This is a genomic window from Ruegeria sp. AU67 (assembly GCF_900312795.1).
Classification (GTDB): Bacteria; Pseudomonadota; Alphaproteobacteria; order Rhodobacterales; family Rhodobacteraceae; genus Ruegeria; species Ruegeria atlantica.
The window spans coordinates 1-24,829 of sequence record NZ_OMPH01000008.1 but is presented as its reverse complement, the minus strand read 5'-3'; the positions used below and the strand labels follow the sequence as shown (position 1 = coordinate 24,829).

The following is a 24,829-nucleotide window of genomic DNA, read 5'->3' as shown; positions in this document are numbered from 1 at the left end:
GCAAATAAATGCAATAATAAACGCAAAGATGTTTGGGAGGACTTGGAAATGAAACTAAAGCTAGGGCGGTTGGCGGCCGCAGCCGTGATGGCGACCGGGATTACAGGGGCAGCTGCTGCGCAGGATTATCCCTATCGTGATATCACCACAGCTGTGGTCTGGGGGGCCGGAGGAGGTACGGATACGATCAACCGGATGATCATGGCCGAGATGGAAAAACACCTTCCGGTCTCGATCAATGTGATCAATCAAACAGGTGGTGTCGCAGGCTCCAATGGTATGGTTTACGTCATGAACCAACCAGACGATGGCTATACATTGGTTGGTTTGTCAGAGTCGAACGTCACCGCTGCTGTGCAGGGTGGTTGGGATAAGAAATTTGATTTTTGGTATCCGTTCATTGTTGGCGGATCACCGGATCTGATCTCGGTCCCGGCGGACAGCCCTTACAATACGCTGGAAGAACTGGTCGACGCTGCGAAAGCCGCTACTGGCACTATTCCCGCGGCGGCTTCCGGCGCAGGTTCAATCCACCACTTGAACCTTCTGGCCATCGAAAAAGGGTCCGGCGCAGAATTCAAGTTTGTTCCCTACAAAGGCTCGGCGCCAGGTCAGGAAGCAGCGATAGCGGGTGAAGTTGCGTTGGTTGTGACCTCACTGGCTGAACAAGCTCCGCTGATCGAAGGCGGTCAGTTGAAGCCGCTCGCGATGCTGACGCCCGAAGATGCGCAGATTGCAGGGGCAACAGTGCCTTCTGCCTTTGGCATCTATGACGGTCTTGATCAGTATTTGCCGCTCAAACAGGCCATCGGGTTTGCAGTTCACAGTTCAGCCGGGGACGATGTAAAGGCCGCGCTTGGTGATGCCTTCGAGCAAGCTATTGCCTCCGACACCGTCGCCGAATGGGCCTCTGCAAACAACTATGATGTCGGTGGTCAACACGGTGAAGAAGCTCAAGAACTGTTTGCGAACCTCGAGGCTACTTTTGCCTACACCTTGCAGGACCTTGGCGCTGCCACAGTGGATCCGGCCTCGCTGGGTATCGAGCAGCCCTAATCCGATCAATTTTGAAGGGGCGCGCTTGATCGCGCCCTTTCCCTCAGGAGGCAGGCAATGGACAAACCTGACGAAACACTGGTCATGCGGTCGCGCGACTTTTGGGCAGCAATTGTTCTTATAACAGTGTCCGTCTTTTTTCTTTGGAAGACATCGGACATTCCACTTTGGGGCGAAAACCGCGCAGGTGTAAGTGGATCGGATTGGTACAACTCGGCTGCAATTGTACCGCTGTTCATCTTCGGTGGATTGCTTAGCTTGTCCTTCGTTTTGCTGGCTATTTCAATCCGCTCAGGTGGGGCCCAAAACGCGCTCAGTGCTTTGGGCATCGGATGGGATAAGTCGGAAGCCTATCGAGCTTCTACAATAGGCCTGATCCTTCTTGCATATGTCGTCGGACTGGTTCCCAGAGTGGACTTCATTCTGTGTTCTGGGTTGCTGATTACAGCTCTGACTTACGGCTACTACGGGGGTCATGCGCGGCGTGCTTTGGTGGCCTGTAGCGCGGTTGTCTCTGCCGGGCTATTTGCGTTTGCTGTATTTCCCGCGCAGGCGGACTGGAACGCACACAGTGATGATTGGTTTACACTGGCCTTATGGGTCTCGCTCACACTTGTGGTGTTGAGCAAGGCGGTTTCCGAACGCGTTTTGCGATTCGTTCCGTTGGTGGCAGTACTTGCCCCGTTCATTCTGGTTTGCGCGATGGCCTTTGTTTTCCGACAGAACGTGCCCGCGCGCGGCGGGCTGATCTTCAAGCAAATCGAATACCACTACTACGTGACGCTTCGTCCGCTATGGAAAGATTGACCGGATGGACTTTATCCTTTCGCAACTGGCTGGATTTGGGACCACATTCGTGGGCCTGGCAGTAGACCCGCTGACCTATCTGTATTTGATTGCATCCGTGTTCCTGGGCATCACGTTTGGCGCATTGCCCGGCCTGACCGCAACGCTGGCAGTGACGATCCTGACGGGATTCTTCGGCAACAAGATCCCATTGGACTATTCGCTTATCGCTTTGCTCGGGGCATATGTCGGCGCGATTTACGGCGGCTCTTACCCGTCTATTCTGCTGAACATTCCGGGCACAGCAGCCAGCGCGGCGACGGCCATGGATGGATACCCTCTGGCCAAAGCTGGTCGAGGGGGCGAAGCACTAGGGCTGACCACAACGGCCAGTTTCATTGGTACAGTTATCGGGACCATCACGCTTTTGATCTTTGTCTGGGCGCTGCTTTTGGTTTCAAAAAACATCGCAAGCCCGGAGAAAGCACTGCTGGCCCTGTTCGGCATTCTGCTTTCTGGCACTTTGATGAGCGAAGACCTGGTGATTAAGGGATGGATCGCTGGTTTGATCGGGCTTGCGATCTCCATGGTGGGGCTTGACCCTCTGTTGTCTGAACCGCGCTATACTTTCGGCTGGTCTTACTTGATGAGCGGGTTTCAGGTCGTGCCAGTTTTGATGGGGGCCTTCGCCATCCCCCAAATCATCGACGGCTTGAGGCACGTTGAGGCCGGGAAAGTTCTGGCCCTGAAAGGTCGCATCCTTCCGAACCTACGCTCCATCCGACGCTACCTGCCCACCATTGGCCGGTCAGGAGTGATTGGGACCGGGGTAGGAGCGCTTCCCGGCGTGGGCGAAGATGTCGCTGGTTGGGTCAGTTACGGTGTCGGCAAGACCGTATCTGCCGAGGGCGACAAGTTTGGAAAAGGCTCTTTGGAAGGTCTGCTGTGCTCAGAGACCGCAAACAACGCCTGTATTGGTGGCGCACTAATCCCGCTTTTGGTGTTGGGTATTCCCGGTTCACCACCTGCGGCCGCTTTGATGGGCGCTTTCAAGATTAATAATGTGATCCCGGGACCGACGATTGATCCCGAGATCATTCTGCGCGTGGTTGCAATACTTGTGCTGGCCTCCCTGACAATGTTCTTGATGGGCCTGTTCACTGCTAGGGTCTTTATCAAAATACTCGCCATCCCGCAGACCATCTTCTTGCCCGTTGTTATGGTTCTGACAACAATTGGGTCTTTCAGCGTCGGTGGTGGCATCAATGATCTTTACCTGATGCTTGGCGTCGGCGCCGTTGCCTATTTCATGAACCTGATGAAATACCCAATCGCGCCATTGGTTATCGGGGTTATTCTGGGCAGCCTGTTTGACGAAACATTCCGCCGGTCGCTGTTCTTGTCTGACGGGGATCTTTCGGTCTTCTTTTCACGACCCGGTGCGGCCATTCTGCTGGTGCTCAACATTGGTCTAATCCTCAGCCAACTGCCTGTCGCGAAGCGCGCTTTCTCACGCCTAAAAGGAATTTCTGTCTGATGATTGCGGTTACTGTCACCTTCGCTCTCAAGCCCGGTACGAGAGACACCTTTTTGCCGCTGATGGTCGAAAACGCTTCAACCTCTTTGCGTGAAGAACCCGGATGCCAGCAGTTCGACGTTTGCCTCGGCGACGATCCCGAGACAGTTTTTCTCTATGAGGTTTATGATGACAGCGCGGCGTTCTCCGCCCACCTGGAAAGCGCGCATTTCAAATCCTTCGATGCGGCTGTGGCTGATATGATCTCCACCAAGGTAGTTCACCAGTACTCCGAGGTCATCCGATGAACGATTGGGAAATCCACGCCGTGAAATACGCGGATCGAAATGCCCGGACGCGAGCTGATAGTTTCATCATTGATGATGATCACAGCGCGCCTCATGCGATGGATTACTTCGTTTGGGTGCTCAAACGCGGCAACAAAGTCATCCTGGTCGATACTGGCTACGACTCCGAAGAAGCCGCCGCCCGTGGTCGTCCCATCGCGATGGACCCACGCGAGGCTTTGCGGCCCCTAGGCATTTCGCCTGAAGCGGTAACCGAGGTTATCGTGACCCATCTTCATTATGATCACGCGGGGGGGCTGCATATGTTCCCGAACGCGAAGTTGCATATGCAATCGGCGGAGATGGCCTTCGCCACAGGCCCCTGCATGTGCCACGACCATCTGCGCGCACCTTTCACGGCGGGCCATATTTGCGAGGTCGTAAAGCGTCTCTATTCAGGGAAGGTCGTGTTCTACGATGGAGAAGCCGAGATTATAGATGGGGTCACGGTGCACTGCATTGGTGGGCATTCGCGCGGGTTGCAATGCGTTCGCGTGAGAACGGCAGCCGGGTGGATGGTACTCGCCTCTGATGCCTCGCATTACTATGAGAATTTCATGGCGCGCAAAGCGTTTCCCATCGTCGTCGACCTGCAAGACATGATGGATGGTTTCGAGACGCTCGAGAGGTTGGCCTCGCACCCTCGACTCATCGTGCCCGGCCATGATCCACTTGTGCGAGAGATTTTTCCCGTCGGAGCGGCACCGCATATCCATAGGCTGGATTTCGGGCCAACCAGAGACATCAAATTATGAAGATCGGCGTCATTGCGGACGACTTTACCGGTGCGAGTGATATCGCGAACACCTTGGCAAAGGGCGTTGAGCCGGAAGGTGGATTAAGAACCGCGCAGTTTCCAGGTATTCCGGATCTCCCAGCCGACGAGGAGATCGAAGCGGGTGTCGTATCGCTCAAGAGCCGCACTGCACCGGTCGAGGAAGCTGTTGCAGACAGTCTGCGTGCTTTGCGGTGGCTCGTGGACCAAGGATGCCAGCAGTTCATCTTCAAATATTGTTCGACCTTTGATTCCACGACGGTGGGAAACATCGGTCCCGTTGGGGAAGCGCTGGCCAACGAACTGGGCGCGGAAAAAGTGATTTTCTGTCCGGCCTTTCCGACAACGGGGCGTACTATCTATTACGGTCATCTCTTTGTGCTTGGTAAGCTGTTGCACGAGTCTGGGATGGAAAATCACCCTCTTACTCCGATGACGGATGCCAATATCAGGCGATGGTTGCAGTATCAGACTGAAGAAGCGGTTGGGTTGGTGCCAATTGACACTGTGAAGCAAGGTTCAAAGGCGATTGCTGATGCTTTGCAGAAGGCCGACGAACGATTTGTGATTGGCGATGCGATTTCGGATGAAGATTTGTTGGCCTGGGGCGAAGCTCTAAAGGATGCCAAGCTCATTACTGGGGGATCGGGTATAGCGCTGGGTCTACCAAGAAACTTCTTAAGAGAGACTTCATCCAAAAGTGCTGGCAGTGCGTTCACTGGTATCGCAGGGCCTGCCGCGATCCTTGCGGGTTCTTGTTCAGGCGCGACCCGCGGGCAGATCGATGTTCATGCGAAATCCCATCCAAGCTTCGCCATTGATGTTCCGGGTGTCATGTCCGGGGATGTGACCACGCAAACGCTTCTGGAATTCTTTAAAGCGCATCCGGGTCAGGCGCCGCTCGCATATTCATCGGGAAGTCCGGATGATGTGCGAGCGATCCAAAATCAATTTGGTCAGGAAGCTGTAGCGAACAGGCTGGATAATCTCTTTGCAGAAACTGCACGGGAACTTGTCCAAACGGGTTATGAGCGCCTTGTCGTGGCCGGAGGAGAGACGTCGGGAGCTGTCGCCCAGGCTGTCTCTGAGGCACTGGGGTCACCGGCCATGTCAATTGGGACAGAGATTGACCCGGGCGTACCTGTCCTGAGCGTTGGAAAAACTGAACCCATTGCGATGGCTTTGAAATCCGGAAACTTTGGCGCTCCGGATTTTTTCGCGAAAGCGCTGAGAATGATGGAGTCGGGCAAATGAGCTCTGAAGAAATGGCGCTGCGGCAGCACATGTCGGAGCTGTGTGCCTCGCTGTTTGTGCGTGGCTTTTCCGTTGGCACTGCGGGCAATGTCTCTGCGCGTTTACCGGACGGGATTCTCATGACGCCAACGAATTCGACTTTAGGAAATGTTGACCCCGAGCGAATTGCCAAGATTGATTTGGATGGCAACCACGTCTCCGGAGACAAGCCGACCAAGGAGGCCTTTCTGCACCAAGCCTTCTATGAGACGCGGCCGGAAGCTGGTGCAGTGGTGCATCTGCATTCGACCTGGGCCACCGCACTGTCGTGTCTGGAAGACACCGTTCCCAATGACTGTATTCCGCCGCTTACACCATACGTGGTCATGCGCGTAGGCACGGTTAAACTGGTTCGATACGTTAAGCCGGGTGATCCAAAATCCGGTGATTTGATCCGCGAACTGGGCGGCAAGTATAGTGCTGTTCTGCTGGCCAATCACGGTCCCGTCGTATCAGGAAAGGATCTCTTTTCAGCGGTCTGTGCAGCGGAAGAGTTGGAAGAAACAGCCAAGCTGTTCGTGGCACTGCGGGGTATGCCAACCCGGATGTTGGATGCAGAACAAGTCGCAGAACTCAAAGAGACTTTCGGAAGGATGTAGTTGGACACCGATAGGGGAGTGTGCAAACTTTTGGGTAAATCGTGCAAAAATATGCGCAAATACCACGTAAAGTTATGGGCAAGCACTCTTGACTGAAATGAACGAAATCAATAGCAGGAACGCAGCGTTATGAGCGCGCCTACAGATATTGTAGGTTTGTGCATAGCAATTCGCGGACCCCTTAAGTCTACGCAGTTTGCCCATAGTTTTGCGCTGCGCGATTGTCTGCCTTTGCGATGAATTCAATCAGTTTTTGGTATAGTCGTTGCGGTTATGGCCCTTTGCGTTGCTCAATCCTGCAAAGGGCCTCCGTAAGGAACCTTGGGTTCCATTTGGCCTTTTTGCTTGGATTCTCGCGAAGGTCTGCGATGCGCAGAAAGCGGACTTTGCAAAGTCGAGAATAAGGGCCCGTTGTCGACGTTTCATCGCTGTCTTGGGGTTATCTGGCATCGGTCGGGTGGCTGTTGTTAACCTCCAGGCCGAAACGGTGCCGTCCGACGGTGAAGGTTCCGTCTGGGGTTTCGTATACGGCCTCGGATCACCGAAGTTACTCAAACTGAATTATGACGGCTTCAAAGTCCTGATCGCTTGTGACCCTTGTGTGGTGACCCTTTCCCACTTTGTCTTCCATGTGCCACACGTCGCCGGGGCCGATGTCACGATAGCTTCCATCACTTGCAGTGACGCGGATTGTGCCTGCAAGGCATATCAGCCTTTGCGCCACCGGGGTCGGATGGATGGGCTCGTTCCAACCGGACCGAAGCCGCAGAAACATTGTCTGTTTGGCGCGCTCCGGCTCGGATACCTCGATGGCCTGTGCGGGCGGGGCGAAACTCCGTTCCTCGAGGTTGACGTCAATGTCATCCCAATGGCTTTCGCCAGCAGCATCGGCATAAAGCTTGCAATACTTCACGGTGAACGTCCTTTCAGCTTTTCGCGGCGGTAAACCTAACAATGATCGGTCGCGTCAGTCGTTACTTGCGGGCCTAAAGCTGTGACCCGATCGGTAAAATACTCAGAAAACCAGAGACGATGTGATCCCAGACCGACCCCGTGGGCTCGGAATCGTATTCCAGTATTTCCCCGTCCGCTCCTCGTGTTCTCCATTTAAGCTGCCCTGCGCGTTCCAACGTCACCTGGTAGGTGTAGGCGGGCAGGGCCGCGTCCAATGCACCCATCGTTTGAACGGCCATCGCGGGAGAGTCGATCAGAATGCCCATTTCGGTATTGATGTTCACAGACCGCGGATCCCAATTGAATGAGCCAACAAAGAGGTAACGGTCGTCGATGGCAAAAGCCTTGGAATGCAGGCCGGATCGGGATTGTGCCCAGTTGATACCGCGACGCTGAACCTGATAGGCGTCTGGCCGCAATTCATAAAGCTCAACACCACCGCGCAGCAACGCTCTGCGTTTCTTGGCGTAATGGGCATAGACCGGCACGACGTCGTTCGACCCTAAGGAATTGGTCACGACCTTGACGTCCACACCGCGATTTTCCAACTCGGTCATCCATCGGACGCCATTGTTGCGCGGCACGAAATAGGCCGAGATGATATTTACCTCGCTGCTGGCAATTTCAAAATACGGCAGCAATTGCGATGCAAGAATGGGGTCGGACGTTTCAACGCCCGCAGCTTTTGAAGGCGGGTCCGCATACAAACGCGCGGGGACCCAATTCAGCCGCAGCGCGCCGTCGGCAAAATTCTCTTGCGCGGATTTCCTGAGCGCAGTGCCGTACTGGGTCTGTTTTGCTTCCTCCACCAACTCATTCAGCCTTGTGCGCGCATCGTTCAGGTCAAACGATTCCGGTTGTCCAACAACCACGCGCGCGGGAACGGCAAATTCACTATTCCAATAGGCGTCAAAGCTCTGGGAAACTTCAGTCACGACTGGGCCTGCCGCCAGCACGTCTAGATCGGCATAGTTCATTTCTTCCCGGGCCAGGAAATACTCGGCCCCAATGTTGCGCCCACCAACAATCGTGAACATGTTGTCTGCGGTCATGGATTTGTTGTGCATCCGGCGATTGATGCGTTTGAAATCCGTCAGTCCCGCAATCAGCAGGCTTTGATCCCGCCAAAAGGGGTTGAACAGCCGAATCTCGATATTCTCGTGATAGTCCAGCGCTGCGGTCATAGCGTCGTAGCTAGACGTGTCCATGTCATCCAAAAGCAGCCGGACACGAACGCCCCTGTCTGCCGCCTGCAAAAGGCTGGCCGCAAACAGGTGGCCCGTGGGGTCATTGTGCAAAAGGTAGTACTGCGCGTCGATGGTACGCTCAGCTGCAGCGGCCAGCAAAAGCCTTGAAACCAGCGCTTGTTCCCCATCACTGATCAGTTTTACCCCGGACCGCCCGTCCTTGGGATCGCCCAGCCGGTTGGCCGCGCGCACTAGGGCGCTGTTTGCGGGGGCCGCAAAGGACGACGAAACGGTCTTTTCGTAACTTCGCGTTTTGGGGGCGCAAGCGGCAATGGCCAGCGTACCGCACAGACAAACCACGACGGCCCATGGCTTCATCGACATTTTCCCCCCGTTCCATCTCAGGTGACTACGCTTGTGGGGGTGATTGCAAGTTTGTTTCCGGATTCGCCGGGTCTTTTCCTAAGCCTGTGTCGTTTGGGCGAAACCCCAGAAGGCCTGCGCAGGGGTGTTCCCTGATCTCGTCGTTTTCAATTGAAGACGGAGTCTCGGATACCGAAGTTGAAGGTTTTTTGCCGGGTTTTGCAGGTCCGATCGGCGCCCCAATTCTGACCATAAAGCACCTAACTGTATCATGGCACCGGCACCGTCCCACAGATGGGCGACGAGCATCAGGTTCGGGGTTTGCGGCTCAGCAACCCGTATTTCATAGCCCAGGATCGGATTGAACGACGTTTGCGTTTTTCTGATTTCACTGCGCGCGTGGACTGTGCGCCGCCTTGTCGATTGAATTCGTACACATCAATCACCCTCTCGGCACAGCCGCAGGCTTCACCCATGCCAACTTTGGCAAAGTAGAACTTCTCGAAACTTTCCGGGTTTTTCATGACAAATCTCCTGACACGATTGAACCCGTTTCGGGGGAAAATACCAAATCACATTCGGGATGGTCGCTGAAAACGTCATCGCGACCGAGTGTTTCCAAAATACAAGTCCTCAGAATTCATGGCCGCGAATTCGTTGTTTTAGTTTTTCGTAAACAAAGACTGGGTTACGATCTGTCAAACGCATTGCGCGTCGATAACGATGTGCTTGGCAGTCGACAAAAACCGACAGGCGAACCCGCGATTGAAAAGACTTGTTGCGTACACATCGTTTTTGATCTGGAGTTTCGCCCAGCCTGCCACCGCGCAAAACCTTGATCCAGACGCCTCTGAAGCCGCCGCCCGCGCCGCGCTTGCGGTGCTGAGCGTCGCGGCCACACCGAACGAAACACTATCGTCCCTGTCCTTTCTGAGCGCATCTGGTGACGCGAGAAATCTGCGGTCCACGCAGCTGCGCGGCGGATTCAAACCGTTGGGCAATGGCCTATATCTGGAAGGACAGTTTGCCTATCAGAACTATAACCCGCTGGTGATTTTTCCCGAGATTGGGTCTGATACCGAGCTGGATGTGACATGGTCAAGCATCGCCGCGACCCTTGGCGTCGGGTGGGAGCTTCCGCTTACCAATAACTGGTACATCCGGCCAGTTGCGCATCTGTCGCTTGGCCATGTCACCACGGATGCGGTGTTTTCCAATTTCCCGCTGTTTCCGTCCCGTTCGAACGGGGCAGGCGCAGTGGACGGTAACCTTAACGCCTTTGGTGTCGGGGCGTCCCTGAGCGTCTTTCGCGAGGCACAATTCGGCCGTTGGGAGGCCGAGTACAGGTTGCGTCAGACGTTTTTGGAGTTCTATCCGATAAACGAACCGCAAGCGGGGGATGCCCGCGCCAATTCGAACCAGACGACGTTGTTTTCGCGCTACCGTTATCCACTTGATAAGGTCAAGCTGCTGGGCCGTCCGTCCAAGTTGGTTTTGGATGGGGGCGTTGTGCTTTACCACGGCGACAGCGCGATGGTGTTGGATACGGATTGGCTGGCGACGGTGGGTGTCGGAATTGAGGTCGATGCCACAAAGATCGGGTTGCCCGCCGTCGAGGGCGCGCGCGTCATGCTGAACGGCGTTATCGCCGATTCATTTTCCGGGTTTTCAGTAGGGTTTGGGGTTCGGTTCTGAACCTGCCACCAAAGGAAAGGGCGCAGAAAATCTGCGCCCTTCATACTGCTCTGGTTTTTTGCCCGGATTATTTCCAGCCGGCTTCGTTAAAGATCTTTTGTGCTGTCGGCAGGTTTTCGGCGACGTCGGACAGGACGACCTCATCCGCTTTGAACTCACCCAGCGATTTCACCGAGTCCGCAAGTGCGACGCCTTCAACTGCGGGGAATTCGTCATTGCCGGCCGAGAAATATTGCTGGGCGCTGTCGCTTGCCAAATATTCGAGGAAGAGAACGGCATTTTCTTTGTTCGGTGCATTTGCGGCAACACCTGCACCGGACAGGTTCATATGCGCGCCATAGCTGTCCTGGTTCGGGAAGACCCAACCGATTGCGTCGATATCGGCCGAAACACCTTTGACATCTTTGCGGATTGCACGGGCAAAGTAATAGGTGTTTGAAACCGCGATGTCGCATTCGCCGGATACGATACCCCGCAGCTGATCGGTGTCACCGCCCTGTGGTTCACGGGCCATGTTGGCCACGATGCCTTCGGCCCATGCCTTGGCGGCCTCGGGACCTTCATGGGTGACGATCGAAGCCAACAAGGTCTGGTTATACGTATTGCTGGACGACCGAATGCAGACCTGACCTTTGTATTCGGGCTTGGCAAGATCGGCATATGTTGCCGGCGGGTTGGCGACGTTTTCCTTGTCGAAGAAAATAATGCGGCCACGCTGCGAGAAGCCGAACCATTCATTGTCGCTATCCTGAAGGTTGTTCGGGATGCGCTCTTCCAGAACGGCGCTTTCGATCGGTTGCAAAATGCCTGCATTCTTGGCCCGAGAAAGGCGCGAGGTGTCGACGGTCAGCAAAATATCCGCGGGCGAGTTCGCACCTTCGGCTTCCATCCGCGCGATCAGCTCGTCGGCTTTGCCTTCGATGCGGTTGATGGTGATGCCGGTGGCCTTTTCGAAATCACTGTACAGGTTTTCGTCGGTGTCATAGTGGCGCGAGGAATAGAGGTTCAACTCACCCTCGGCAGCGGCAGAGGTTGCAATCAAAGCCGTCAGAGCGGCAGCAACGCAGGTAGAGGATTTCAGCATCATTTGTCCCAACATTGAAAATCGTGACGGGTATTAACCCGACTGATTTAGTCAATTAAACGATTCTGAGGGGGATGCAAGGAAATCCGACAAATTTAGTTGGTCAAAACGTCGCTCGCCTTTCCTGCTGCGCACGCTGCTGTCAGGATCGACGCTGTCTGCTCTGTCTTCCTTCCGGTTGCGGTCGAGCGGGTGGCGGCGCCGGCTCAGGTTCCGGATCATCGCTGAGTACCGGTTCCTTGGTCAGCATGGTCTGAGTTACAGCTTCCATGTATTTTTGCAGCATGACCGGCGGATCGGCCGGTGCAAGTTTGATGGTCAGCCTGCTTGCACCTTCCTGACTATAGGCATAGCGCGAGGAATAGCTGGCGTTGACCTGCGCCGCCACGGGCCCCCAGCCGCCTTTCACCGAAGCGCTACCTGATTTTTCGGTCTGTTTGGTCATCGAGATCGCCATTTTGACCTCAATCTCGGCCTCTTGCACCGCATAGAATGCAGGGAGGAATCCCATCGACACTAGGCTGAATTCTTTGGCGGGGCCGTCGGGGTTGGAGAGATCGGGAAGCTGGATTTTTTGGTCGGCCATATATTTAGCCATGTCGGTCGAATGACGATCCAGTTCGCTTTGTGATTCAGCGACCGAAAGTGCCAGCTTTTGAACCATTTCTGCAAAGGGAACGTTCAGCAGTTCCTGCCCGATACTCATTGTTCAAACTCCTTTTGAAAAATTTGTGTTCACTCGATGATTTGCGTTTTTGACCGCCTTCGGACCGAAAACGTAACTTTCGATGCGTTCTGGCTGACCGCCTGTTTCTTGGCGTTGGTTGCGATCTGTGCCCTATTGCCATCTTGGCCCAGCCCGACCACGGCCTCGACCTTTACATTGTCGATGGTAAACTCGCTGCTGCCGTCTGAACCGGCGAGAATCTGTTCGCCCAGTGCCTGTGAAAATTCCTGAGCGTCGACAACCTGAGTGTCTTCGTCGCCCGAATTCATCTCTGACCGACCCTGGGCCAACGGGTTTGTTACCGGAGACCCCGCGCCCATCAGCATGCCGCCGCCGCCTTCTTCCAGATCGTCAATCCGATTCTCCAGGTCCGAGATTGTTTGAAGCAAAGTGGTCTCGCGCTGCTCCATTGCGGTAAGACGGTCGGCAAGTGACTGCAACAGTGTCGCAAAGGCTTCGGGCAATTCGGTGACGCGTACATCAATAGGTGGCCTCTTGGGGGTCTTAACCGTCTTACGTGCCATCGGTGTCCTCTGGTGACCTGTTGTCATCTACTGGGCCCGGAGCAAAGCGCATGCGCATGGTCGATGCGCTTTTGGTGTCGACCGTATCGGTCTGGGTCAACTTCGGTCCCATGAAGATCGAGATGATTGCGGGCCGCTTGCCTTCTTCCGTCTTACTGCTCATCTCCATTACGACCTTCAATTCCACATCGACATCCTGCATGTGATAGAAAACCGGTGGGATGCCCATATCGCGAAGTTCCTGCGGGTAGTTCTTCAGGGCGTTCAACTGGTCGAGGCTTAGTTGCTCGGCGGCTTGCGCCACGCTCCTACCAATATCCGCGACCATATCGGTCAGGGTCGTTCCGAGTATTTCACCGTCGGCCAAGTTGACCTCCCGTCATCGAAAATCCGGAGAACGTTAACACGGGAACGCTCTATCACAACGCGAAATATCAAAATCAAACAAGCCTGGCCCCTTGCCGGGCTAGACACAGGCGAAAAAAATATTTGGAAAACAAAAAAAACCGCGCTCGAAGACGCGGTTTCTTTGAACGGTTATGTGCAGTTCTTAGCCCTGGCGAGCTTTGAACTTGCGCTGCGTCTTGTTGATCACGTAGACGCGGCCTTTGCGACGCACAACACGGCAATCACGGTGCCGGTTCTTGAGCGAGCGGAGCGAGTTCTTGACCTTCATGGGTCTGTCTCCAATCTGCGGCGCCTTCATCAAGGACGTGGCCAGCGCCTGGGTTTGCGGGTGTCCCGGGTCAGACCCGAAACAGTGAATAGATGGTGGGCGGTACAAGGATCGAACTTGTGACCCCTTCGATGTCAACGAAGTGCTCTACCGCTGAGCTAACCGCCCACTTAACCTTTGCGTTGCCCTGCCCCATAACGAAATGGGGCGCGGAACCCCGCGCCGGTAGCGGGGTCTATAAAAGGAGTCGCAAAGGGGTTCAAGGGGTTTGGTAGAACTATTTTCCGGTCTATGTTCAATGCGAACAAGGAGTCACCATGAAGAACGCTGCTTACGTATTGGATATGCCCGTCAAGCGCACGTCTTGCGTTGTATTTTCTTCTCCTCACAGTGGCCGGAACTACCCCGAAGCGATGCTGAACCGGACAGTTCTGAGCCAGAATGTGATTCGATCTTCGGAAGATGCATTCGTGGATCAGTTGTTTTCCGCAGCGACTGACCATGGTGCGCCTCTAATATCCGCAACAAAATCAAGAGCCTATCTGGATCTTAACCGCAGTGCTGAGGAGCTGGACCCGGCTTTGATCCAGGGCGCGCGCCGCCACGGCCATAACCCGCGTGTCGCTTCGGGGCTGGGCGTGATTCCCAGGGTCGTCGCCAATGGGCGCGCAATCTATCGCGGGAAACTGACGATGGATGAGGCGCGTCTGCGCATCGACACCTGCTGGCGTCCTTATCATGCGCGTCTCAAGTCGCTGCTGGCCGAATCGCACACCGCTTTTGGTCAGGCCATTTTGATTGATTGCCATTCGATGCCGCATGAAGCGGTTTCGATGGCCAGTACGACCACGGCCCAGCGCCCGCAGATCGTGTTGGGTGACAGATTTGGCGCTTCAGCTTCGACCGAGATTGTAGACCGGATCGAATCCGCGTTTGCCTCGGCGGGTCTGATCGTGGCGCGCAACGCGCCCTTCGCGGGCGCCTACGTGACACAGACCTACGGGCGGCCCGGGCGCAATCAGCACGCTATCCAGGTTGAGATCGACCGATCTCTGTATATGGATGAGGTCAAAATCGCGCCGAACGGCAATTTCGCTGCGTTTCAGGACGTATTGCGGCAGGTCATACGGGAAATCTCGGGTATAGGCCGCGATCCGTTGCGTCTGGCGGCTGAGTAACCTCAGCGCAAAGCCCGGCCTTTGACAATCGCATCCGTTCCGAATCTGCGCCGGATTTCATCCGTTGCGCGTTCCGCCTGAGACCGCCTTGACGCGTCGGGATCCAAAAGGTCTCCCGAGATGTCCGCCTGATCTTCGGGGCACAGATCGGATATTCCGCAACCCAACAGACGATATGGCCCTTTGTCGCCGACCTGATCGAATAGCCCACGTGCGGTGCGGTAGATGCGGTCTGCGATCTGCGTGGCGTCCCGCAACGAGACACGTCGGGTGATGACCTTGTGGTTTGCTTGTTTAAGTTTCAGGGTTACGACCCGTCCGGCCAGCCCTTTGGCTTTGGCGCGATCCGCAACTTTTTCGGACATGCGCCACAGATGCCCGTCAAGGATGTCCAGGCTGGCTGTATCCTCGAAAAACGTGGTTTCGTTGCTGATCGACTTCATTGGCTCGTGCGAAGAGACGCGCCGTTTGTCCTGACCGCGCGCCAGATGCCATAGCCGATACCCCATAGATCCGAAGCGGGCTGTCAGTGCCTCCTGATCCCAGCGTAATAAATCCGAGAAGGCGCGGATGCCGGCACGATCCAGCGATTCCTGTGCCGCCGGGCCGATACCCCAGATCAGGCCCACCGGTTTGTCGTACAGAAACTCGGCGGTCTCAGCTTTTCCAATAACTGAAAACCCACGCGGCTTGTCCAGATCTGAGGCGACTTTGGCTAGAAACTTGTTGTGCGACAGACCGATCGAGCCTGTTACACCCAGTTCGTCCTTCATCCGCTTAACCAGCCTTGCCAGCATGGCCGCAGGTGGCGCGCCATGCAGTCGCTGCGTACCGGACAGATCCATGAATGCTTCGTCCAGTGACAGCGGTTCGATAACGGGGGTCAATTCGTCCATCATGGCTCTGATCTGGCGTGACACCTCGGCGTAGACCGACATGCGAGGCTTGATGACAACGGCGTCCGGGCACAGTTGCAAGGCTTTGAACATTGGCATCGCAGAGCGGACGCCCCGAATACGCGCCACATAACAAGCGGTCGAGACGACACCGCGTTTGCCGCCTCCGATGATCACCGGTTTGTCGGCCAGATCGGGATTGTCCCGCTTTTCAACCGAGGCATAGAATGCGTCGCAATCCATATGCGCGATGGACAGGTCGAACAGCTCGGGGTGCGTCTTGATCCGCGGGCTGCCGCAGGAAGGGCAGCGCGCTTCCTGTTCCAGAATCGAAAAGCAGTCGCGGCATAAAGCGGGCATTACATTTACATCTCAGTTTTATGCGCTTTGTCATATCAGGCGTTACTGGCTAAAATTTATCTCGTCGGGCAGCAAAGAGAAAGCGCTCATGCACTTCACGGGGGCGAAGGTCGCACTGTTTCTTGGATCGGACCTGTTGGTGATTCAACGGGACGACAAGAAGGACATTCCATTCCCGGGCCATTTCGACTTTCCCGGCGGTGGGCGCGAAGGGGCAGAAACGCCGCTGCAATGCGTCAGGCGCGAAACATTGGAAGAAGTCGGTCTGAACCTCGCCAAGGCTGACTTCGTCTGGTCGCGCATGTATGGGCAAAACTGGTTCTTCGCAGCACACCGGCCAACCAGCGACGTCAACCTGATTAGGTTTGGCGATGAGGGGCAGGGATGGTGTTTGATGTCGCCGGACATTTACCTTGAGAATGCATTGGCGGTGCCGAATTTCGCGATCCGCCTACGTGACTACTTGGTCCAAGGTAGGCCGTCTTTTGACATGTGAGGTTTTCAGAAGAAGACCCCCCGCGATTGGCGGGGGGAGGTGACGGACCTCAGGAAGAGATGGTCCGCGGGGAGTATCACGTCCCCAGAATCGCGCAAATTCCCGGATTTAGATAGGATCTAGGTCACTCAGCCAAAACTCGCATATCTCATGTGTGTTTTGGGGCACAGGGACGATTTGGCGCGGAAATGGCAAAAAGTGACGTTGGGTCAACTGCTTGAGCCGCAGAAACCGACAGAAATTGTCTGCGCGGACGCGGCCACCCGGCATCAAGCCCTAAAAAATTTTAGCCTGCAATGCGTCGAGAATTAAGCCCTGTTCGGTGCTTTTGCCTGCGGTGAGGACAACTCGGCTAGGATTGCCTCGGCAGCAGCTTTAGGGTCGTCGGCCTGATAGACAGGTCGGCCCACGACGATGTGGTCCACGCCATCAGCGACGGCATTTGCGGGTGTTGCAACGCGTTTCTGATCGCCAAGCGCGGCACCTGCGGGGCGTACGCCAGGGGTCACGATCAGACGACCTTCGGCCTGGGGCAGGGCACGGATTAGCGCGGCTTCTTGCGGGCTGGCGATGACGCCGTCGGCACCAGCCTCAAGCGCGCGTGCAGCGCGTTCGACAACCAGATCCTGAACGTCGCCCTCTTTAAGAAGGCTGGCATCCAGGTCGTCGCGGTTCAGCGAGGTTAAGATGGTAACGGCCAAAATCTTGAGGTCTTTGCCAACGGCCCCTTCTTTCGCGGCTCGAACCACATGCGGATCACCATGCACCGTCAGGAAATCCAGATCGAACTGCGCCAGCCCGCGAACGGCGTTTTCGACGGTGTTGCCGATATCGAACAGCTTCATGTCCAAAAAGATGCGCTTGCCGTGTTCCTGTTTCAGTTCATTGGCTAATGCCAGCCCACCACCGGTCAGCATGCCCAACCCGATCTTGTAGAAGGAAACGCTGTCGCCCAGCTGTTCGGCCATGGCCAGCCCCTGCAGAGCGTTGGGAACATCTAGGGCTACGATCAGGCGATCATCGGACATGGGGCAGGCTCCTTTTTGGCAAACGTCTGCGTCCTAGCGGTTTCGGACGGCCGTGTCCATGCAGGGTGCGCGGGTGATCGAGATCGCGCAGCTTTGGGCCAACTGTGATATGGTGCCGACCATCCACAAGATTTTTCGATGGGGGAACTATGAAACAGGTTTTTGGAGTTGGGATTATTCTGATCTTGGTGGGATGTCAGGATATGCCACTAGAAAATGAGGCGGCGGATACGGTCATCAAATCTCCGACCAATGAAAATTTGCGTCTGGTGGGGGGATACCGGTCGACCGACGATGACTGCCAATTGACGGGTGAGACGTCGTTTACGGTCAATTTTCTGGATGATGCCGCAGACCTTGTTTCCTGCCCGACGGGCAGCGACGCCGCGCAATCGCTGGTGGACATGTACGCCGCGCGCGAGGTTGCGCAGACCGGAGGCTACACCGTCTATTCCATACCTCGACGATAAGTCTGAAATTGCGCGCCAGCCTCTTGAATGAACAAAGATATTTCCCAGATTGAATGTGAGGCCCAGACCGACGCGTGCCGCCAAGCGGGCGCATCACATTCAGGGCGCTTAGGAAAAGGAGAATACTATGGACTTGAACAAGTTCACCGAGCGGGCACGGGGATTCGTGCAGGCGGCGCAGACGATTGCGCTGCGCGAGGGGCACCAGCGACTGATGCCCGAACATCTTTTGAAAGCATTGATGGATGACGATCAGGGGCTGGCCAGCAACCTGATCACACGCGCCGGCGGCGCGCCGACCCGCGTGGTCGAAGCGCTGGACGCCGCGCTGTCTAAGATTCCGAAGGTCAGCGGTGATGCGAGCCAGATTTACATGGATGGCCAGACTGCCAAGGTTTTTGCAGAAGCCGAGAAAATCGCGACCAAAGCAGGCGACAGCTTTGTGCCGGTCGAACGCGTTCTGATGGCCCTGTGCATGGTGAAATCCAAGGCCAAAGAGGCGTTGGAAGCCGGTGCCGTATCTGCGCAAAAGCTGAATGAAGCGATCAATGACATCCGCAAGGGTCGCACGGCTGACACCGCATCGGCGGAAGAAGGCTATGACGCGCTCAAGAAATATGCGCGTGACCTGACCGAAGCCGCAGCTGAGGGCAAGATCGATCCGATCATCGGGCGAGATGAAGAAATCCGCCGCTCGATGCAGGTTCTGTCGCGTCGCACTAAGAACAACCCGGTTCTGATCGGGGAGCCCGGCGTGGGTAAAACCGCGATTGCCGAGGGCATGGCCCTGCGCATCATCAACGGTGACGTGCCGGAGTCGTTGAAAGATAAAAAGCTGCTTGCGCTCGATATGGGTGCGCTGATCGCCGGTGCGAAATATCGCGGTGAGTTCGAAGAACGCCTCAAGGCCGTTCTGACCGAGGTCACCGAGGCCGCCGGTGAAATCATCCTGTTCATCGACGAGATGCACACGCTGGTCGGTGCCGGGAAATCCGATGGCGCGATGGACGCCGCCAACTTGATCAAGCCTGCGCTTGCCCGGGGTGAGTTGCACTGTATCGGTGCGACCACGCTGGATGAGTATCGTAAGTACGTGGAAAAAGACGCGGCCCTTGCGCGCCGGTTCCAGCCGGTTGTGGTACAGGAGCCGACTGTCGAGGACACGATCAGCATCCTGCGCGGCATCAAGGAAAAGTACGAGCTACACCACGGTGTGCGCATCTCGGACTCGGCTTTGGTATCTGCGGCGACCTTGTCGCATCGCTACATCACTGATCGCTTTCTGCCCGACAAGGCCATCGACTTAGTCGATGAAGCGTCGGCTCGCTTGCGGATGGAAGTGGACAGCAAGCCAGAGGAACTCGATCAACTGGATCGCCAGATTCTGCAGATGCAGATCGAGGAACAGGCGCTGAAGCTCGAAGATGATGCGGCCTCCAAGGACCGTCTGGAAACCTTGCAAAAGGATCTGGCCGATCTGCAGGAGAAATCTGCCGAGATGACCGCCCAGTGGCAGGCTGAACGCGACAAACTTGCTGGCGCGCGCGATCTGAAAGAGCAACTCGACAAGGCGCGCGCTGATCTCGAGATTGCCAAGCGTGAAGGCAACCTCGCCAAAGCGGGTGAGCTGTCTTATGGCGTCATCCCAGAGCTTGAGAAAAAGCTGACCGAAGCCGAAAATGCCGAAAGCAGCCAGATGATGGCCGAGGAAACGGTGCGTCCGGAACAGATCGCTTCGGTGGTTGAACGCTGGACTGGTATCCCGACCTCGAAGATGCTGGAAGGCGAGCGCGAGAAGCTGCTGCGGATGGAAGACGATCTGCATTCCCGCGTGATCGGTCAGGATGCGGCGGTCACTGCTGTGGCCAATGCTGTACGTCGTGCGCGTGCGGGCCTGAACGACGAAGGCCGCCCGCTGGGCTCGTTCCTGTTCCTCGGGCCCACGGGTGTAGGTAAGACCGAGCTGACCAAAGCCGTGGCGAACTTCCTGTTCGACGACGACAACGCGATGGTGCGTATCGATATGTCCGAGTTCATGGAGAAACACGCGGTTGCCCGTCTGATCGGCGCCCCTCCGGGCTATGTCGGCTATGACGAAGGCGGCGTGCTGACCGAAGCCGTGCGGCGCAGGCCCTATCAGGTCGTGCTGTTCGATGAGGTCGAAAAGGCGCACCCGGATGTGTTCAACGTGCTGTTGCAGGTTCTGGATGATGGCGTTCTGACCGATGGTCAGGGCCGTACCGTGGACTTCAAGCAGACGTTGATCATCCTGACGTCGAACCTCGGCTCTCAGGCGCTGAGCCAGTTGCCCGAAGGTGCGGACAGCGCGCAAGCCAAGCGTGATGTGATGGACGCGGTCCGGGCGCATTTCCGGCCCGAGTTCCTGAACCGTCTGGACGAAACGATCATCTTTGATCGCCTAAAGCGGGCCGATATGGATGGTATTGTCGATATCCAGATGGCTCGTCTGCAGAAACGTCTGGCCGCCCGCAAGATCGAGCTGGTCTTGGACGGCGGCGCCAAGGAATGGCTTGCCGACGAGGGCTATGACCCGGTCTTCGGTGCACGCCCGCTGAAACGCGTTATCCAGCGTGCCTTGCAAAACCCGCTGGCCGAGGCTCTGCTTGCCGGTGAGATCAAGGATGGTGAGACCGTCCCTGTGACCGCAGGCTCAGACGGTCTAATTATCGGCGACCGGCTGGGTACGTCAGAGCGGCCCCGTCCGGATGATGCCGTGGTGCATTAAACCAAACAAAGGCCCGCCACACCGGCGGGCCTTCTTTTTTAAGTCACTTCAAAAGCAACTTGTTCAAGTGGGTCGCAGTTGAACAAGTGAGAAAGACGAGGCGCCCAAAGAATCCATAGGGAAATCCATCGTCTCTGGACCCAGCCCCAATTCGCTCAAGTATTTTTCGGTCCCTCTGCGCCCAAATATGTGCTCGAGCACAGAAAACCCTTGTTCAGACGCGTAGGCGCTGACCTCAGTGGGAGAGATGTTGAAACGAAAGGGTTCGCCGACTCCAGCCACCGCATTTCCGATACTGTCGACTTCCTTTTGCGCTTGCGATGCTGCGGCGGTTGACGCGTATGTCGTCAGAAAACGCGTTTCATTTGAACCATTCGACCGGACCATTGTGTAGACATCTGCAACTTCGGGTGGTGCTACATATTCCAACGAAACCTCAGCAATAAAGACCGTGCCCAGTTCATGGTCGTAACCGAGCGACTGCAACTTATCGAGCGTTGTCTCACGAGAGAAATCAACCGCCGTATATCGAACGTTTGGTGGAACGCCAAAATTTGAACTGACCAAAGACCGCTTGGCTTCGATGGTCTCGGGGCGGTCAACCTCGAAAACTGGAATGTGGCTGTGACTGTTGGACAGCCTCAGACCCAGCGTATCTAAGCCCGCGCCAAGTACTACGATCTGACGCGCACCATTCTTGATTGCAGTAAGCGCGCGGTTTTGCATGAAAGTCTTACGCCAAAGAACCGACGCGACGAGGCGACGTGCCACTGAACGGTCATCGGCGAACTTGAGTACGGTTTCCCAGTCGGTAGCTTGGTCCAGGACCTCGGGTCCCTCGGTAGAACCGTTGCGAAACAGCTGCTCGGCAAATGGGTCGTAGAATACGCGTCGGTATGTTGGGTTACGGTTTACCAAGGCGCAAAAAGCGCAAACCCCAAGGGCGGTGCGGCTTAGCCCGGGAATGGCACTTTGCGGAACATAAAACATGAAAAGCTCGCCTCGGTTGTTTGTATGACAAGATAGCCTGAATTCTCTGCCAATTGGCAGAGTTCAGATTACCCGGTCAAAGTCACCAGTCTTTTGGAGATAAGGCCCGCCAAGCAAGCGGGCCACTTTGTCAAACCATCGCAAAAATGCGCGCAGGCCCGCCGGTGCCACCGGCATGTTTTGGTGCACCAATCACCAGCGTTGCGCCAGCTGCCGGTACGCGATCCAGTCCGGCGATATTCTCAATCCCGAAACGGCCCGTGGGCAGCCAAGCATAATGGGTGGCGAAGTCGGTCGATATGCCGTGGTCCAGGGACAGCGTGTCGGATGCAATGGAACGTGCACCGGTCTCTTCGATCAGCATCATTGCGGCTTCGGGGTGGAAACCCGGGTAATGTTGTGCCTGACCGTCGAAACCGCGATACGCGTCGCTGTCGGCTTTGGCGGCCCAACCGGAATACAAGGCCACGCAAGCGCCATCCGGAATGTCTCCGTTGGCAGACATCCATGCCTTCAGGTCATCTGGTGTCAGCAGCGTATCGACATCCTCGGCTGCGCGGGCGGCAATGTCGACAACACAAAGCGGTGCCACAAGATCGGACACGGGGATTTCGTCCACCGAAGCACCGTCTGCTGAAAAGTGCAGCGGCGCGTCGATATGTGTGCCTGTGTGTTCATTGACTGTCAGGCGCTGGAGGTTAAAGCCGTGTTCGCCAAAATTGAAAACCTGTTCGGACGCGTACCCCGGTTCGCCAAAATAGGTTGGGAAATCGGCACTGATCGTATGGGTCATATCCTCAACCTTACCCTCACCAGCGGCGAGGGCGAACGATGCATTGGTGCCAGTTGCGGCAACAGCCACACCAGAGGCAGCGGCAGCTTTGAAGAACCCTCTTCTAGACAGCATACGGTCTTTGACCGCGTTCATCACGCAGATGTCACACATTCGTCTTCTCCCTATAGTCTTGCCCGACAATCGGGTGGACAGCGGATCTAAGGGCCTGTTGGCCAATCCTGGCAACAAGACTGCAAGTTGCATGAAGCAGTTGTAAAGATTGAAGGTCCGAATATTCCGCCCGAATTGGGCGTTGCGAGTTCAACTTGGCGTGACAGGTGCTAACGGTTTTGGCGCAATTCGCCCTCGGGGATGTCTGAGGTGGTTTGGTATGGACTTGGCGTGAATCGTTACAGTCTCGTCTCCCAATCGTGACGCATGTTGCCTTGGCGGTGTGGTATCAGCGGATTATCTGGAATCTCAGGCTAGCTTACCAAGGAGACTTAAATGGCGCATCGCTGGACCAATACACTGACACATGCCGACGTCACTCCACAGGCGGCGTTTTTGAATCGGCGGCAGGTGATGGCCGGCCTGGCGGGTGTAGGATTGGCGGGGCTGGCCAGACCGGCAGCGGCGCAGGAAGCACTTGAACCCAACACCTGGGAAGAGATCACCTCGTACAATAACTATTACGAATTCGGGACCCGCAAGGATGATCCCGCGAGATACGCACATACGCTGGTCACCGAACCCTGGAGCGTCAAGATCGACGGGCTGGTCGACAAGCCGGGCGAATATGACTTCAAGGACATCATGTCCGAGATGACGGTCGAAGAACGCATCTACAGATTCCGCTGTGTTGAAGCGTGGTCGATGGTAATCCCTTGGAACGGGTTTGAGCTGGCTGATCTTCTGAATATGGCGGGTGTTCAGGAAGGTGCGAAATACGTGGCCTTTGAAACCGCGTACCGCCCCGATGAGATGCCGGGCGTTCAATTTCCGATCCTTGAATGGCCGTACCGAGAAGGGTTGCGTCTGGACGAAGCGATGCATCCGCTGACCATCATGGCAACCGGTATCTACGACAAACCTATCCCGAACCAAAATGGCGCGCCGCTGCGTCTGGTGGTGCCGTGGAAATACGGTTTCAAGTCTATCAAGTCTATTGTCCGCATCACCGTTTCGGATGTCGAGCCGCCCACCAGTTGGAACATGTCTGCCCCACGCGAGTATGGCTTCTATAGTAACGTGAACCCCAACGTGGATCATCCGCGCTGGTCGCAGGCCTCGGAACGTCAGATTGGCGGCGGTCTCTTTGCCAAGCGTATCCCGACGCTGATGTTCAACGGTTACGAAGAAGAGGTCGGCGGACTTTACGACGGTATGGATCTTAAGGAATTCTACTAAGACCATGCAGACGCTGAATCAGATATTGCGCCGCATTCCCATGTGGCTGGTCTACTTGCTGGGGGCGCTTCCGGCGCCCTGGCTGTTTTACCAGGGGCTGACCGGCGGTCTGGGTGTGGATCCGATTGAGGCGTTGGAGCACCGGTACGGCGAACTGGCGCTTCAACTGTTGATCGTCGTGTTGGCAATTTCTCCGCTGCGGCGGTTCTTTGGGCTGAACCTGCTCAAATTCCGCCGTGCGCTGGGCGTGCTGACCTTTGCCTATGTCAGCCTGCATCTTTTGGTGTGGCTGGTGTTGGACGTGCAGTTTCCCAGCCAAATCTGGGCGGATATCTTGAAGCGTCCCTATATTACAGTCGGCATGGCAGCGTTTATCCTGATGATCCCGCTGGCGGTAACATCAAACAACCTGTCCCTGCGCAAATTGGGGGCACGTTGGCGCATCCTGCAGCGGCTTGTCTTTCCCGCCGCGATTCTGGGCGGGCTGCACTATGTTATGCTTGCCAAAGGATTTCAGATCGAACCGCTGGTCTACCTGTCTCTGATCGTTAGCCTGATCCTGCTGCGTATTCCGGTTTCCGGCCTGCTGACCCGGTTCCGCGCGGCCGATTCCGCCTGACTCGGTACCGAGTCTGTGGGTAACTCTGACTAATACTCCAGATTCGCTGCCAGCTACTCTGTCGATCGCTTTGTTTGGAATGGTCGTCGCTTAGTAATATATTGTTTATATGAAATAAATTAACAAAATTCTGTTTTTTGTAAGTTTGTCTAATTTTCTGCTTGCGGACTTATGCGGTTATACTTAGAACCCCCTTCACCGGCGCTGCTGAGGCGGCGCTGACGGGTCGGAGAGACGGCCGGACGCATCGGAGAGACGGTGGAGACGCTCAGGAGAGAC

General features: G+C 55.9%; 26 protein-coding genes and 1 tRNA gene. 14 read left to right on the top strand and 13 right to left on the bottom strand.

Features of this window, described 5'->3' with window-relative positions:
• The first annotated feature begins 48 nt into the window (after positions 1-48).
• From DK510_RS02765 to otnC, 7 genes are read left to right on the top strand one after another with little or no spacing between them, the layout of a single operon-like run.
• On the top strand, positions 49-1,056 hold the full coding sequence (locus DK510_RS02765) for a tripartite tricarboxylate transporter substrate binding protein (protein WP_109310819.1): 1,008 nt from the start codon (positions 49-51) through the stop codon (positions 1,054-1,056).
• A 57-nt stretch (positions 1,057-1,113) separates the two neighbouring features.
• A complete protein-coding gene (locus tag DK510_RS02760) occupies positions 1,114-1,863 on the top strand; it encodes a hypothetical protein (protein WP_109310818.1) in 750 nt (249 codons plus the stop codon).
• Between the two features lie 4 nt (positions 1,864-1,867).
• A complete protein-coding gene (locus DK510_RS02755; RefSeq protein ID WP_109310817.1) occupies positions 1,868-3,379 on the top strand; it encodes a tripartite tricarboxylate transporter permease in 1,512 nt (503 codons plus the stop codon).
• Positions 3,379-3,666 carry a putative quinol monooxygenase gene (locus DK510_RS02750; RefSeq protein ID WP_109310816.1) on the top strand — a complete coding sequence of 96 codons (288 nt, stop codon included), beginning with the start codon at positions 3,379-3,381 and terminating at the stop codon, positions 3,664-3,666. Before DK510_RS02755 ends, DK510_RS02750 begins: the two co-directional genes overlap by 1 nt.
• Positions 3,663-4,460 carry an N-acyl homoserine lactonase family protein gene (locus DK510_RS02745; protein WP_109310815.1) on the top strand — a complete coding sequence of 266 codons (798 nt, stop codon included), beginning with the start codon at positions 3,663-3,665 and terminating at the stop codon, positions 4,458-4,460. The genes DK510_RS02750 and DK510_RS02745 overlap by 4 nt, the downstream gene beginning before the upstream one ends.
• Positions 4,457-5,734: a 3-oxo-tetronate kinase gene (gene otnK, locus DK510_RS02740; protein ID WP_109310814.1), complete on the top strand. Its 1,278-nt coding sequence runs from the start codon at positions 4,457-4,459 to the stop codon at positions 5,732-5,734. Before DK510_RS02745 ends, otnK begins: the two co-directional genes overlap by 4 nt.
• Complete coding sequence (gene otnC, locus DK510_RS02735; RefSeq protein ID WP_109310813.1) at positions 5,731-6,372, top strand: 3-oxo-tetronate 4-phosphate decarboxylase; 642 nt, start codon at positions 5,731-5,733, stop codon at positions 6,370-6,372. The genes otnK and otnC overlap by 4 nt, the downstream gene beginning before the upstream one ends.
• A gap of 547 nt (positions 6,373-6,919) precedes the next feature.
• Here otnC and DK510_RS02730 read toward each other — a convergent pair.
• The 3 genes from DK510_RS02730 to DK510_RS02715 all read right to left on the bottom strand — a co-directional run bounded on the left by DK510_RS02730 (position 6,920) and on the right by DK510_RS02715 (position 9,400).
• Entirely contained in the window at positions 6,920-7,285 is a 366-nt protein-coding gene (locus DK510_RS02730) for a cupin (protein ID WP_109310812.1), read from the bottom strand.
• A 73-nt stretch (positions 7,286-7,358) separates the two neighbouring features.
• Positions 7,359-8,891, bottom strand: coding sequence for a phospholipase D family protein (locus tag DK510_RS02725; protein WP_109310811.1), 1,533 nt, complete (start codon positions 8,889-8,891; stop codon positions 7,359-7,361).
• 293 nt (positions 8,892-9,184) lie between these two features.
• Positions 9,185-9,400, bottom strand: coding sequence for a hypothetical protein (locus DK510_RS02715; RefSeq protein ID WP_109310809.1), 216 nt, complete (start codon positions 9,398-9,400; stop codon positions 9,185-9,187).
• Positions 9,401-9,641: 241 nt separating this feature from the next.
• On the opposite strand from DK510_RS02715, the gene DK510_RS02710 reads away from it, so the two are divergent.
• Positions 9,642-10,571 carry an autotransporter domain-containing protein gene (locus DK510_RS02710; protein WP_160116430.1) on the top strand — a complete coding sequence of 310 codons (930 nt, stop codon included), beginning with the start codon at positions 9,642-9,644 and terminating at the stop codon, positions 10,569-10,571.
• A gap of 67 nt (positions 10,572-10,638) precedes the next feature.
• On the opposite strand, the gene DK510_RS02705 is transcribed toward DK510_RS02710, so the two are convergent.
• From DK510_RS02705 to DK510_RS02680, 6 genes are all read right to left on the bottom strand, one after another.
• Positions 10,639-11,655, bottom strand: coding sequence for a Fe(3+) ABC transporter substrate-binding protein (locus tag DK510_RS02705; protein WP_109310830.1), 1,017 nt, complete (start codon positions 11,653-11,655; stop codon positions 10,639-10,641).
• Between the two features lie 142 nt (positions 11,656-11,797).
• Positions 11,798-12,361 (bottom strand): hypothetical protein, encoded by a 564-nt coding sequence (locus DK510_RS02700; RefSeq protein ID WP_109310807.1) that lies wholly within the window; start codon positions 12,359-12,361, stop codon positions 11,798-11,800.
• Between the two features lie 29 nt (positions 12,362-12,390).
• Entirely contained in the window at positions 12,391-12,906 is a 516-nt protein-coding gene (locus DK510_RS02695; protein ID WP_109310806.1) for a hypothetical protein, read from the bottom strand.
• Positions 12,896-13,273 carry a hypothetical protein gene (locus DK510_RS02690; RefSeq protein WP_109310805.1) on the bottom strand — a complete coding sequence of 126 codons (378 nt, stop codon included), beginning with the start codon at positions 13,271-13,273 and terminating at the stop codon, positions 12,896-12,898. The genes DK510_RS02695 and DK510_RS02690 overlap by 11 nt, the downstream gene beginning before the upstream one ends.
• 183 nt (positions 13,274-13,456) lie before the next feature.
• Positions 13,457-13,582: a type B 50S ribosomal protein L36 gene (gene ykgO, locus DK510_RS02685; RefSeq protein WP_005648635.1), complete on the bottom strand. Its 126-nt coding sequence runs from the start codon at positions 13,580-13,582 to the stop codon at positions 13,457-13,459.
• A 93-nt stretch (positions 13,583-13,675) separates the two neighbouring features.
• Positions 13,676-13,750, bottom strand: a tRNA-Val gene (locus DK510_RS02680).
• 149 nt (positions 13,751-13,899) lie between these two features.
• Here DK510_RS02680 and DK510_RS02675 point away from each other — a divergent pair.
• Positions 13,900-14,760 carry an N-formylglutamate amidohydrolase gene (locus tag DK510_RS02675; RefSeq protein WP_109310804.1) on the top strand — a complete coding sequence of 287 codons (861 nt, stop codon included), beginning with the start codon at positions 13,900-13,902 and terminating at the stop codon, positions 14,758-14,760.
• A 2-nt stretch (positions 14,761-14,762) separates the two neighbouring features.
• Here the strand turns inward: DK510_RS02675 and DK510_RS02670 are convergent, their stop codons facing one another.
• A complete protein-coding gene (locus tag DK510_RS02670) occupies positions 14,763-16,016 on the bottom strand; it encodes a DNA polymerase IV (protein ID WP_109310803.1) in 1,254 nt (417 codons plus the stop codon).
• A gap of 88 nt (positions 16,017-16,104) precedes the next feature.
• On the opposite strand from DK510_RS02670, the gene DK510_RS02665 reads away from it, so the two are divergent.
• Positions 16,105-16,512: an NUDIX domain-containing protein gene (locus DK510_RS02665; protein WP_109310802.1), complete on the top strand. Its 408-nt coding sequence runs from the start codon at positions 16,105-16,107 to the stop codon at positions 16,510-16,512.
• Between the two features lie 308 nt (positions 16,513-16,820).
• Here DK510_RS02665 and pyrF read toward each other — a convergent pair whose 3' ends face one another.
• On the bottom strand, positions 16,821-17,540 hold the full coding sequence (gene pyrF, locus DK510_RS02660; protein ID WP_109310801.1) for an orotidine-5'-phosphate decarboxylase: 720 nt from the start codon (positions 17,538-17,540) through the stop codon (positions 16,821-16,823).
• A 149-nt stretch (positions 17,541-17,689) separates the two neighbouring features.
• Between pyrF and DK510_RS02655 the strand changes: the two genes are divergently transcribed.
• Together DK510_RS02655 and clpB are read left to right on the top strand one after the other, a co-directional pair.
• Complete coding sequence (locus tag DK510_RS02655) at positions 17,690-18,010, top strand: hypothetical protein (protein ID WP_109310800.1); 321 nt, start codon at positions 17,690-17,692, stop codon at positions 18,008-18,010.
• Positions 18,011-18,137: 127 nt separating this feature from the next.
• Entirely contained in the window at positions 18,138-20,756 is a 2,619-nt protein-coding gene (gene clpB, locus DK510_RS02650; RefSeq protein ID WP_109310799.1) for an ATP-dependent chaperone ClpB, read from the top strand.
• A 63-nt stretch (positions 20,757-20,819) separates the two neighbouring features.
• On the opposite strand, the gene DK510_RS02645 is transcribed toward clpB, so the two are convergent.
• Both DK510_RS02645 and DK510_RS02640 read right to left on the bottom strand, forming a co-directional pair.
• Positions 20,820-21,746: an SAM-dependent methyltransferase gene (locus DK510_RS02645; RefSeq protein ID WP_109310798.1), complete on the bottom strand. Its 927-nt coding sequence runs from the start codon at positions 21,744-21,746 to the stop codon at positions 20,820-20,822.
• 130 nt (positions 21,747-21,876) lie between these two features.
• Complete coding sequence (locus DK510_RS02640) at positions 21,877-22,692, bottom strand: cyclase family protein (protein WP_109310797.1); 816 nt, start codon at positions 22,690-22,692, stop codon at positions 21,877-21,879.
• A 336-nt stretch (positions 22,693-23,028) separates the two neighbouring features.
• Between DK510_RS02640 and msrP the strand changes: the two genes are divergently transcribed.
• Together msrP and msrQ are read left to right on the top strand one after the other, a co-directional pair.
• A complete protein-coding gene (gene msrP / locus DK510_RS02635) occupies positions 23,029-23,931 on the top strand; it encodes a protein-methionine-sulfoxide reductase catalytic subunit MsrP (RefSeq protein ID WP_109310796.1) in 903 nt (300 codons plus the stop codon).
• A gap of 4 nt (positions 23,932-23,935) precedes the next feature.
• Positions 23,936-24,550, top strand: coding sequence for a protein-methionine-sulfoxide reductase heme-binding subunit MsrQ (gene msrQ / locus DK510_RS02630; protein ID WP_109310795.1), 615 nt, complete (start codon positions 23,936-23,938; stop codon positions 24,548-24,550).
• Positions 24,551-24,829: the final 279 nt, after the last annotated feature.